Here is a 12,653-nt window from a genome sequence, read left to right as displayed (position 1 = left end):
AAAAACAAGATGTAAGTATTAAAACTCTGAATCGTAATAGGTTGTTGCGTCAGCTAAAAGTTGGTTCAATAACGTTTTTTCTTCATGAACTCGATTTTCATCCCAGTCTAAACTGCGAACAAAATCATTGATAATTATGTCTAAATGTTTAGAAATACTTTCAATATTGAAATATAACCTTCCAGTACGTCTCACAAAGAAATCAGCTAAACTATTTGTCATTTCAAAATTGATGCAGTACCATAATTCTGCACGAATTAATCGTTGCTCAATGCTTCCACTAGCAAAAAACGAAGTTCTTTCCAGAATTGTATTTGCTTTTTTACCATAGGTAGTGCATAAGTGCCAAGCATAGTAAGCATCATTAACTCCTAAATCAGAAAGTTGTTTTTCTAATTCTAGTTGATAAGCCTCAACTTCTTCAACCGAATGCATACTTGGATTTACCAACAAGATGTTTTCCGTTTGCGATTTTTTATAGGAATTTCTTCTTTTTTCATCCATGGTTTTTAAAACAGCATCAATAACACGATGTGCCATTTTACGATATCCAGTGAGTTTTCCTCCTGCAATAGATATCAATCCGCTTTTAGAGATGAAAATCTCGTCTTTTCTTGATAGTTCTGAAGGATCCTTTTCCTCTTCATGAATTAAAGGTCGTAAACCGGCCCAATTCGATTCGATGTCCTTGATGGTCAAATCAACATCGGGAAATGTATTATTCACTGCTTCTAAAAGATACTCAGCATCTTCTTTAGTAGCAACTACGCGATCCAAACTACCATAATAATTCGTGTCTGTAGTTCCAACATAGGTGCATCTTCCTCTTGGAATTGCAAAAACCATTCTTCCATCAGGTACATCAAAATAAACTGACTGTTTAATTGGTAATTTCTCGTGCGGAAAAACAATATGAACACCTTTGGTTAAATGCAAGTGTTTGTTGTTCATAGAGGTGTCTTTCTCTCTCAGTAAATCAACCCAAGGTCCGGCAGCAGAAACATAATTTCGCGCTTTTACATTGAATTTTTTACCAGTATTGATGTCGACACATTGTACATTTTCAATTTTTCCTTCTTTATTGTAAAGGAAAGATTCCATTTCACAATAATTAATTACTGTAGCACCAAATTCCGTGGCTTTTTTAAGAATTTCTATGGTAAGTCTGGCATCGTCTGTTCTGTATTCTGCATAATAACCACTACCCAATGTTATTTTTTCATCTAACATTGGCTCTTTTTCCATGGTTTCTTTTTTATCCAGCATTCTTCGAGCATCATCTCCGCCAACATTGGCCAATAAATCGTAAACCTTCAAACCAATTGCAGTCATCATTTTACCATAAGTTCCACCTTCAATTAAAGGCAACAACATCTTTTCTGGAATTACTAAATGCGGCGCTAGTTTATGAACAATTGCACGTTCTGAACCAGATTCTCTTACCAATCCAATTTCTAATTGCTTTAGGTATCGAAGTCCACCATGTATAAGTTTTGTTGATTTATTGCTAGTTCCAGAAGCAAAATCGTTTTTTTCAACCAAGCAAACTTTCATTCCTCTAGAAGATGCATCTAATGCAATTCCAGCTCCTGTAATTCCTCCGCCAATAACGAGCAAATCAAAAGTTTCTGATTTTAATTTTTTAAGGTGCTTATCACGATCTAAAACTGAAAAACGAACAGGTTGAGGTTTTAATTTTTTCTTCTTAGACGTTTGTGTTTTTTCAATAGCTTTTAACCAACCTTTATACTTTTTCTTACGAACCTTAGGTTTCATTTTGGTGGTAAAAATAGTATCAACTTCTCTAATGGTTTCAATATCTTCTTTAGTCCAAACACCAGCTTTTATTCCAGCTAATAATGCGGCTCCAAAAGCAGTAACTTCAATCATTTTTGGTCGATCAACAGCAACATTTAAAATGTCGGATTGAAATTGCATTAAATAGTTGTTTGCACTTGCTCCACCATCAACTTTTAGTGTTATCATTTCTTTACCACTATCTTTAATCATAGCAGTAATTACATCTTTGGTTTGATACGCTAAAGCTTCAACAGTAGCTTTAATAATTTCCTCTTTTCCAGTATCTAACGTCATTCCATAAATACTACCTTTAGCTTCTGCATCCCAATACGGAGCACCTAAACCAGCAAAAGCAGGAACAACATAAATATTTTTTAACGGTGGAATACTATTACAAATGGCTTCTGTATCGGCAGCATTATCAATTAATTTCATTCGATCTCGTAACCACTGAATTGAGGCTCCACCAACGAAAACACTTCCTTCCAATGCATATTGAACAGGTTCTGATTCTAGACTACACGTTAAGGTGGTTAGTAAACCACTTTCTGATTGAACTTGTTTTGTTCCCGTGTTTAATAGCATGAAACATCCTGTTCCGTACGTATTTTTAGCGATTCCAGATTTGAAACCACCTTGTCCAAATAAAGAAGCTTGTTGATCTCCCGCAACACCATAGATTGGAATTGTATTTCCTTCAAAATTAATATCTCCAAAATGTGAAGATGATGTCTGTACTTTAGGTAGTAAAGAAGTCGGAATTTCTAAAGCCTTGAGTAAAGTATCGTCCCAACTTAAATTCTTGATATCGTAAATCATGGTACGAGATGCATTACTGTGATCCGTAACATGTTTTTGATGATTGGTAAATTTATAAATCAACCAGCTATCGATAGTTCCAAAGCAAAGCTTACCAACCGCAGCTTTTTCTTTAACACCATCAACATTATCTAGTATCCATTTTAATTTTGTAGCAGAAAAATAAGAGTCGATGACCAAACCAGTATGTTCTCGAACATAATTTGATAATCCACGATTTTTTAAATCTTCACAAATAGCTGTAGTTCGCTTATCTAGCCAAACAATTGCATTATGAACAGGTTCTCCTGTTTCTTTATCCCAAACTACTGTAGTTTCACGTTGATTGGTGATTCCTACGGCTGCAATTTCTGAAGGTTGAATTCCTGATTTTTTAACAGCTTCATGAAAAGTTGCTTGTTGATCATTAAAAATCTCAACAGGATCGTGTTCAACCCAACCAGATTTAGGATAATGCTGCGTTAATTCTTTTTGAGCAATCGCTTTTATTTGTCCTTTTTTATCGAAAATAATTGTTCGTGTACTTGTTGTACCTTGATCGAAAGCGACTAGATATTTTTGCTCCATTGCTTATTGTGAGGGTTTTAGTTATTCTTCTTGAAGTGTTTTTCAACTATTTTCTAGTTGTAAACTGACTTGCAGAATGTTTTTCTTTTCTAAAATAGGCAAATTATTGAATTTAAGAAGCAGTTGTGCTACAGCAATTGTGTCATTTTCGCAATACCGAATAATTCTAGGAATATCTTTGTCCTGATAATAAACACTCGCAACTTCACTTCCATCGATATCTTGTTTAGGAGAAGGTATACCGAAAATATGAGTTAATAAACTCAATGAAGTAAAATGCTTGTAATCTCCGAATTTCCATAATTCCATGGTGTCTAAATGTGGAACTTCCCATGGTTTTTTGCGGAAAAGATTTAACTTTTCAGGCAATTGGATTCCATTAATTAGCATTCTCCGAGCAATGAAAGGAAAGTCGAATTCCTTACCATTGTGGGCGCATAACAAATGTTTTTTCTTATTGAAATGAACATCCAGTAATTCCTTAAAGTCAAGAAGCAGATCTTTTTCATTTTCTCCTGCAAAAGAGGTAACTCGAAGTTGATAATCATTTTCTTTTTCTACAAAATAACCAACAGAAATACAGATAATTTTTCCGAACTCAGCCCAAATTCCGGCGCGTTCGTAAAACTGTTTTGGTGTGAATTCATCTTTTCGTTGATACTGAGTTTTCAGTTCAAATAAATGTTGGGTTTCCTCAGGAACATCATTCCAATGTTCATATTGAGGAACCGTTTCAATATCTAAAAATAAGATATTGTTCAGTTCAAAATGTGTTGACATGAATATATAGCAATTTGATTTTCAGTGTGCAATTTTGGTAAAAGTATGAAATTATTTTAAAATCAGATTTTCTATATAGGGTTGGAACTAGATCAAAAAAAATCCCGTTTTAACGGGATTTTCATAAGTTATGATTTGTTCATAATATCTTCAATTTCTTCTGCTTCGATTGGAATGTTTCGCATTAGGTTGAATGGCTCTGCGTTATCTTGGATTACAACATCGTCTTCTAAACGAATTCCAAATCCTTCATCTGGCAAGTAAATTCCTGGTTCAACAGTAAACACCATGTTCGCTTGCATCGGTTCGTGTAATAATCCGTAATCATGCGTATCTAATCCCATATGGTGAGAAGTTCCGTGCATAAAGTACTTTTTATATGCAGGCCAATCTGGATTTTCATTTTGAACATCGGCTTTGTCTAATAATCCTAAACCAAGCAACTCAGAAGTCATTAATTTCCCAACCTCTTTATGATATTCTGTCCAATCTGCACCAGGAACTAACATTTTAGTAGCATCCTTTTTAACTCGATTTACAGCATTATACACATCTCTTTGACGATACGTAAATCGTCCAGAAACAGGAATTGTTCTACTCATATCACTTGAATAATTTGCATATTCAGCACCAACATCTAGTAAAATTAATTCACCAGCTTTACATTGTTGGTTATTTTCTATGTAGTGTAAAACATTGGCATTACTACCACTAGCAATAATTGGAGTATAAGCAAATCCTTTAGAACGATTTCTTAAGAATTCATGAGAAAACTCCGCTTCAATTTCATATTCCCAAACATCAGGTTGTACGAAGTTTAAGATTCTTCTGAAACCTTTCTCCGTTATATCACAAGCTTTTTGAATTAAATCTAATTCGATTTGATCTTTTACAGAACGCAGACGTTGTAAAATAGGATTACTCTTAGCAACAGAATGTGCTGGGTATTTATTTAGTAACCATTTTGTAAAACGTGCTTCTCTGGTTTCTGTTTCAATATTTGCACGATAATGCTCATTTGTATTGATGTAAACAGTATCTGCATACGCCATCATTTCCGCCAATACTTTCTCTAAATCTTGTAACCAAAAAACAGTTTTTACTCCGCTAGTTTCAAAAGCTTTTTCTTTCGTTAGCTTTTCACCTTCCCAAACCGCAATATGCTCATTAGTTTCTCTTAAGAATAATACTTCTCTTAAGTTTTCTTTAGGACAATCTGGAAAAACCACTAAAATACTTTCTTCCTGATCTACTCCACTTAAAAAGAAAATATCTCTGTGCTGTTCAAAAGGAAGTGTAGAATCTGCACTTACAGGATAAATATCATTAGAATTAAATACAGCTAAACTGTTTGGCTTCATTTGAGCCATAAAGTTTTTTCTATTCTTTATGAAAAGTTGTTTGTTTATTGGTAAATATTTCATTTCAATTTGGCATTTACGTGTTTGTATTTCCAAATGTAATTAAAGAAATCTGTACTCAAAGTAGCCAAATGGCGTTATTTTATGTTTTTACGGATTCTACTCATATGTCTTGTAGAAATTCCTAAGAAGGAAGCTAAATAATGAAGAGGAATACTTTGTAAAAGTTGAGGATCGTTATGAAGTAATTTTTGATATCGTTCTTCTGGTGATAGAGTAAGCAAGTCTATTCTATAGTCATCGATTCTAAAAATTTGATTTTCGATGAGCTTATGATAAAACATGAAAAATGCTTCATTATTCTTAAGTAAGTCTTTGAAATTATCCGCAGATATAATCCACAAAGTACAATCACTTAACGCTTTGATGCTTTTTCTAGATGGTTTTTGATTTAAAAAGCTTTTAAGTGCAACAGTACAGGAGTTTTTTAATGCTAAATATGTTGTTTTTTCTTCTCCGTTTAGAAGAATTGCATGCTGTAAAACTCCACTCTCTACAAAGCAGAAATGATTGCATACCGCACCTTCCTTCACGAAAAAATCATTTTTTTTTAGTGTGGTTTTTTCGAAGGCATTAATTACCTCTGGTAATTCTTGATCCAAAGAAGGATTATCAATAATATGTTTTAGATATTTCTCTAAATTCATAATACAAATTAAGATATATTCCTTTACATTGAATTATCCTTTATTAACGTAAAAAGATTATCCGTTATCTTTTCTTGGTCCCTTTTTAAACCTTCTCTTATTATTATTTCGTCTGTTTTTAGTTGATTTAGGGTTGTTTTCTTTAGTATCGTTAGTTTTCTTTTTACGACTAAAGTTTCTTTTAGGTTTATTACTTTGAGATGATTTAGGTTTTTTAGTGGAAGACCTATTTTGTTGAGATTGTTCAGTAGGCGTAAGATCGAAACCTTCTAATTCAACAATTTTGAGCTTTTGCTGTAATAACTTTTCTATGCTCTTTACATATTCTAATTCTTCTCTACTGACTAGAGAAATTGCTTCTCCACTTGCACCAGCTCTACCAGTTCTTCCTATCCTGTGTACATAATCTTCAGGAATATTAGGCAGTTCATAATTGATAACATGTGGTAATAGTGGAATATCTATGCCTCGTGCGGCAATATCAGTAGCAACTAAAACACGAATGCTATTTTCTTTAAATCCTTTTAAAGCTTTTGTACGTGCGCTTTGACTTTTATTTCCATGTATAGCGGCTGAAGAAATATCTTTCTTTTGGAGTTTCTCAGCTAACCTATTCGCACCATGTTTGGTTCTTGTGAAAATTAGTACTTGATCCCAGTTGCCTTTTGAAATCAATTCAATAACCATTGCAGCCTTTCTACTTTTTGGAACACGATAAATCTTTTGTGTTACCATTTCCGCAGTTGTATTTTCTGGAGCAGCTTCAACTAAGGAAGGATTGGTTAAAATTCCTTGAGCTAGTTTTTTGATTTCTTTTGAAAAAGTAGCCGAGAAAAGTAAGTTTTGTCTTTGGTTTGGCAGAAGAGCAATTATTTTTTTAATATCTCTAACAAATCCCATATCTAGCATTCTATCCGCTTCATCAAGAATGAGGATATCAACTCGTTTTAAAGACAATGCTTTTTGATCATGCAAATCTAAAAGTCTTCCTGGTGTAGCAACTAAAACATCAACTCCATTTCGAATGGCAGCAATCTGTTTTTTAGGGTTTACACCGCCGAATATTACGGTGGATTTTATATTGACATGTTTACTGTAATCTCTTACGTTGTCATAAATTTGAGAGGCTAATTCTCTTGTTGGTGTTAATATAAGCGCTCGAATAGGGCGGAACTTTGGATTCTTGGTGTCTGTTATTATTTGTAAAATAGGTAATGTGAATCCTGCTGTTTTACCAGTTCCGGTTTGAGCTGAGGCAAGTACATCATTTCCTTTTAAAATTACTGGGATTGCTTTTTCTTGTATTGGGGATGGAGTTGTATATCCTTTTTCTTCAATTGCTTTTAAAAGCTCTTTTTTTAATCCTAACGATTCAAATGTCATAAATATGTGTGTAGAAATAAATTAAGTTTATTTCTTTATCGATCACAAAGGTACTGTTTATACCTCTTGTAAATGAAAAAAGCACCTAAATTAGTTTTAGGCGCTTTTATAATCTATTCTAGTGAAATGTTATTTTTTCATTGCTCCTTTTATAATACCAATAATTGCCATTAAAACTCCACCTCCAGCTGTTCCTCCAGCAATGCTACCAAGTAATCCTCCAAGATCTAAACCTAGCATTCCTAGTAAATGACTACCAAGACCACCTCCCAGAATTCCAACAACAGAATTCCATAAAGTACCCATTGAGTATTTTTTTAATAAAGCTCCAGCAATATTTCCACCTAAGGCACCTGTAAGTAAGCTAACAATTAATTCCATAATTATTTGATTTAAAATTTGTTAATTAGACAATAAATTAACAAAAAATCAACTAATAACACAAATTTAGTAGCCTACATGGAAAAGAGCGTCTCCTAAATTTACAACGGGAAAATTGTTTTTTGCAATGATATATCCATCTTTTGGAGCCTTAACAGCAAACTTAGTTTCACCATAGGTATCCATTATAAATCCAAGAACATCTCCTTTTAAAATTGCTGCTCCGTTTTCAACTTTTGAATTGAATATTCCTGCAGCTTTGGCACGAATCCAGCTTCGTTTTTCAATGGAAATAGAAGAATTATTCTCTGGAATTTCAACAGTATCACTTATCATTTTAAAGTGTCTCAAAATTCTTAAAGTACCGTAGATTCCTTCGTTTATGGCATGTTCATCTAATCTTAAAGATTCTCCTCCTTCATAAACAATCACTGGAATATCATGTTTAAAACACTCATTTCGGAATGACTTTGGAATTGCTTTAGAAGGGAATACAAAAGGTGAATTAAAAATATCGGCTAATTTTCTACCTCTTTCATCTTGTGGAGTATATCGAATTTGAGGGAAATTACTTCTTTGCGCTCCACCTGTGTGATAATCTATTGCAAAATCTACATTCTTTGTAATTTCTTTCATTAAATAATACGCAAGTCTGCTTGCTAAAGATCCTCTTCTCGATCCTGGGAAACTTCGATTAACATCTTTTCCGTGCAGTTCTCTTGAAAAACTCAAGAATCCGAAAATATTTAACAAGGGAACAACAATTACACAGCCTTTATGAATTTTATAAGATTTATCAATTAGCATTCTTCGAACAAGTTCAATGCTATTTGTTTCGTCACCATGTAATCCTCCTTGTAAAAGTACTGTCGGACCTAATTCTTTACCATTAAATACATATACTGGAATTTCTATGAGAGTTCCTGTGGGTAATCTATCTACGGGAATTTTAATCAATTTAGATTCACCTAGACCAATTTTCTCACTTCTTATGCTTATCTCCTCGTTCTTGAATTTTGTATCGAACATTTCTTCTCTAAGTATTTAATAATTCTTTCAGCCACATTAACCTTTGTGTACGCCTCTATTCCTTGTAAACCTGGAGTTGAATTTACTTCGATAAGTAAAGGACCTCTTTTTGATCTAATTAAGTCAACACCGGCAATGGGCAAGCCTAAATAGTTTGCAGCTTTTATTGCCATGTTTTTCTCTTTATTGGTCAATTCAACTTTTGAACCTGAACCGCCTCTATGAATATTAGATCTGAAATCGTCATCTAAACCTTTACGTTTCATTGCTGTAATCACCTTATCTCCAGCTACAATTACTCGAATATCTTCACTATTACTTTCTTTAATAAATTCCTGAAGTAAAATATGCATATTCATTCTGTAGAATGTATCAATAATTGATTTGGCTGACTTTTTACTTTCAGCCAACATTACACCCATTCCTTGAGTTCCTTCTTGTAGTTTTATAATTACCGGTGCACCACCTAGTAATTCAATTTGTTCTTTAATGTTTTCAGGATTTACAGAAAATAAAGTGTCGGGAATAGGAATTCCTTTACGATTCATAATTTGTAGTGTGCGAACTTTATTTTGCGCTCTAATGATTCCTAAGGAACGAGCAGAACTGAACACATCATTCATTTCAAATTCTTTTACTACTGCAGCTCCATGTCTTGTTGCAGAGGCACCAATTCTAGGAATAATAATATCCGGTTCGTCAATTATATTTTCACCGTAGTAAACAATTTCTCGTTTTCCTCCACTTAATTTAATAGAACATTTCATGTGATTGATAATACTCACATCATGACCTCTTTTGACGGCTTCATCATACAAACGTTTTGTGGAATAAACATGTTCACCGACAGAAAGAATAAAAATGTTCATATGGCTTTTTTTACAAATCTAACTAAAATATGAAATGAATCAGACATGTTAAAAATAATTATTAATAGACGACAGAATATTTATTTTTTATTTTTGATACTACTTTATAAATCAAACCAAATGAGAAAAATCCTTGTACTTCTATTACTTTTAGGAGTTTCAGTTTACAGCCAACAAAATCCAACATCTGCAGATAAAGTCAAACAAGCTTTAGCTAAAAAGAGAACAATGGTAAAAAATTCATTAGTAAAGAATATTCCTTTTACCAATATTGGACCAACTGTAATGAGCGGAAGAGTTGTGGATATTGATGTAAATCCTATAAATACAAATGAATTTTATGTAGCCTATGCTTCAGGTGGATTATGGCATACAAAGAATAACGGAAATACTTTTACACCGGTAATGGATAACACCGATACGCAAAACATCGGAGATATTGCTGTGGATTGGAAGAATAATACCATTTGGGTTGGAACAGGAGAAAACAATTCATCAAGATCTTCATACGCTGGAATTGGAATTTTAAAATCTACAGATGGAGGAAAAAACTGGGAAAATGTTGGATTGTACGATTCTCATCATATTGGTAGAGTTTTAATTAATCCAAATAATCCAAATGAAGTTATTGTAGGAGCATTAGGTCATTTATACTCACCAAATAACGAAAGAGGAATTTATAAAACAACCGATGGAGGGAAATCATGGAAGCGAGTGTTATTTATAAATGATGACACTGGAATTATTGATATTCAGCCAGCTCCAAATAATTTTAATGTTTTATATGCGGCTTCTTGGGAAAGAGATCGTAAAGCATGGAATTTTACTGGAAACGGAAAAAACTCTGCGATTTATAAATCGGAAGATGGAGGAAATTCATGGAAAAAAATATCTGATAACAGCGGATTTCCTCAAGGAGAAGGAGTAGGTAGAATTGGTTTAGCGGTTTTTGATGAGAATACAGTATATGCCTCTCATGATAGTCAGTTTAGAAGAAAACAAGAAGGTAAGAAAAAGTCGTCAACGAATGCGTTATCAAAAGAGGACTTTAAAACGATGTCAGTTGATGAGTTTTTAGCCTTATCAGATAAAAAACTGAATTCATATTTAAAAATGAATGGTTTTCAAGAGAAATATCGAGCTGAGAATGTAAAACAAATGGTACGTTCAGGTTCAGTTAAACCAATAGATTTAGCAAAGTATCTTGAAAATGCAAATTCGTTGTTATTTGATACTCCAGTTGTTGGAGCAGAGGTTTTTAAAACGACGAATGGAGGAAAATCTTGGAAGAAAACTCGTGAAGGATATTTAGATGATTTATACTATTCTTATGGATATTATTTTGGTGAAATTAGAGTAGATCCACAAGATAAAGATGGGATTTATATTTTGGGAGTTCCGATTTTAAAATCAAAAGACGGAGGAAAAACATTTACGTCAATCAGTAGAGAAAACGTTCATGCTGATCATCAGGCATTATGGGTAAATTCTAAAGTTCAAGGTCATTTAATTGATGGAAATGATGGTGGATTGAATGTTTCATATGATGATGGAGAAAGCTGGTTAAAATTAAATACGCCTCCAGTTGGGCAATTTTATGCGGTATATGCAGACAATCAAAAACCGTATAATGTGTATGGAGGATTACAAGATAACGGTGTTTGGACAGCTACAAATAATGCTAGAATAAGCAAAGCTTGGCATCAATCTGGGAAGAATCCATATGAATCAATTATGGGTGGAGACGGAATGCAAGTTCAAGTTGACAATAGAAATGCAGATGTTGTATATACAGGTTATCAATTCGGAAATTACTTTAGAATTAATAGAGAAACTGGTCGTCAGAAATATATTCAGCCAAAGCATAATTTAGGAGAAAGCCCTTACAGATTCAATTGGCAAACACCAATTTTGTTGTCAGCTCATAATCAAGATATTTTATATCTAGGAGGAAATAAATTACACCGTTCTTTAAATCAAGGTAACGATTGGGAAACCATTTCTGCAGATTTAACTCAAGGCGGTAAAAAAGGAAATGTGGCTTACGGTACCTTAACTACCATTAGTGAAAGTCCGTTTCAATTTGGTTTAATCTATACAGGATCTGATGATGGTTTAGTTCACATTACAAAAAACGGAGGAGGAAGCTGGGAAGTGATTTCAAATTCATTGCCGAAAGATTTATGGGTGAGTAGAGTAATTGCTTCAAAACACAAAAAAGGACGCGTCTATGTTACGTTAAATGGATATCGCTGGGATGATTTTACATCGTATGTTTATGTTTCTGATGACTTCGGTAAAACTTGGAAAAACATTGGAACTTCAATTCCAAACTCGCCAGTAAATGTGATTAAGGAAGACCCTGAGAAATCAGAGTTACTTTACGTAGGAACAGATAATGGATTATATATTTCGCTAGATAGAGGTAATTCATGGGAGATTTTCAATAAGAATTTACCTAATGTTGCTGTTCATGATCTTGTGATTCAACCAGAGGCAAAAGAATTAGTGGTAGGAACACACGGAAGAAGTTTATACAAAGCTAATGTTGCTTCACTTCAAGAATTAACAAATGAAGTTAAGAGTAAAGAGAATCATATTTTTTCAATTGAAAATATTAGAAAAGGAAGATTTTGGGGAAATTCATGGAGTAAATGGTTAAAGCCAAATACACCCGAATTCAAAATCCCTTTTTATGTAAATGGAGATAAAAAAGTAACTATTGACATTTACAATGGTGATGTAAAAGTAAATTCTTTAACTGTTAATGCGGAAAAAGGAATAAATGAAGCTATGTTTGATGTTTCTTTTGATGAAAAAGGTTTAAAAGCATTTAAAAAGGCGAAAAAAGAGGCAATTTTATCGAAAGCTAAAAACGGAAAAACATATTTACCTAAAGGAAAGTATACAGTGAAGTTAGGTAAAGAAGAAAAGACATTTGAAATTAAATAGACTGA

The 12,653-nt window shown here is 33.3% G+C and carries 9 protein-coding genes; 1 reads left to right on the top strand and 8 read right to left on the bottom strand.

Features of this window, described 5'->3' with window-relative positions; all coding sequences use genetic code 11:
* Positions 1 to 18 precede the first annotated feature (18 nt).
* The 8 genes from glpK to ABNT61_RS11500 all read right to left on the bottom strand — a co-directional run bounded on the left by glpK (position 19) and on the right by ABNT61_RS11500 (position 9,696).
* Positions 19 to 3,186 (bottom strand): glycerol kinase GlpK, encoded by a 3,168-nt coding sequence (glpK, locus tag ABNT61_RS11535; protein ID WP_348743323.1) that lies wholly within the window; start codon positions 3,184 to 3,186, stop codon positions 19 to 21.
* Positions 3,187 to 3,228: 42 nt separating this feature from the next.
* Positions 3,229 to 3,966 (bottom strand): 3'-5' exonuclease, encoded by a 738-nt coding sequence (locus ABNT61_RS11530; protein ID WP_348743322.1) that lies wholly within the window; start codon positions 3,964 to 3,966, stop codon positions 3,229 to 3,231.
* Positions 3,967 to 4,094: 128 nt separating this feature from the next.
* Positions 4,095 to 5,390 (bottom strand): aminopeptidase P family protein, encoded by a 1,296-nt coding sequence (locus ABNT61_RS11525; RefSeq protein ID WP_348743321.1) that lies wholly within the window; start codon positions 5,388 to 5,390, stop codon positions 4,095 to 4,097.
* 74 nt (positions 5,391 to 5,464) lie between these two features.
* Positions 5,465 to 6,034, bottom strand: a complete 570-nt coding sequence (locus ABNT61_RS11520) for a Crp/Fnr family transcriptional regulator (protein ID WP_348743320.1) — start codon at positions 6,032 to 6,034, stop codon at positions 5,465 to 5,467.
* A gap of 57 nt (positions 6,035 to 6,091) precedes the next feature.
* Entirely contained in the window at positions 6,092 to 7,417 is a 1,326-nt protein-coding gene (locus ABNT61_RS11515) for a DEAD/DEAH box helicase (protein WP_348743319.1), read from the bottom strand.
* 129 nt (positions 7,418 to 7,546) lie between these two features.
* On the bottom strand, positions 7,547 to 7,798 hold the full coding sequence (locus ABNT61_RS11510; RefSeq protein WP_348710906.1) for a hypothetical protein: 252 nt from the start codon (positions 7,796 to 7,798) through the stop codon (positions 7,547 to 7,549).
* Between the two features lie 66 nt (positions 7,799 to 7,864).
* The gene (locus ABNT61_RS11505; protein ID WP_348743318.1) at positions 7,865 to 8,827 is read right to left on the bottom strand and encodes a succinylglutamate desuccinylase/aspartoacylase family protein; all 963 of its coding nucleotides are present in this window, start codon (positions 8,825 to 8,827) and stop codon (positions 7,865 to 7,867) included.
* Positions 8,794 to 9,696, bottom strand: a complete 903-nt coding sequence (locus tag ABNT61_RS11500) for a RimK family alpha-L-glutamate ligase (RefSeq protein WP_348710908.1) — start codon at positions 9,694 to 9,696, stop codon at positions 8,794 to 8,796. The genes ABNT61_RS11505 and ABNT61_RS11500 overlap by 34 nt, the downstream gene beginning before the upstream one ends.
* Before the next feature lie 120 nt (positions 9,697 to 9,816).
* On the opposite strand from ABNT61_RS11500, the gene ABNT61_RS11495 reads away from it, so the two are divergent.
* Complete coding sequence (locus ABNT61_RS11495; protein WP_348743317.1) at positions 9,817 to 12,648, top strand: VPS10 domain-containing protein; 2,832 nt, start codon at positions 9,817 to 9,819, stop codon at positions 12,646 to 12,648.
* The last annotated feature ends 5 nt before the right edge of the window (positions 12,649 to 12,653 follow it).

This window comes from Tenacibaculum sp. 190524A05c (genome assembly GCF_964036595.1).
GTDB classification, from domain to species: Bacteria; Bacteroidota; Bacteroidia; order Flavobacteriales; family Flavobacteriaceae; genus Polaribacter; species Polaribacter platacis.
Note: the sequence above shows the minus strand (reverse complement) of the source record. Positions and strands in the feature narration are given on the sequence as shown.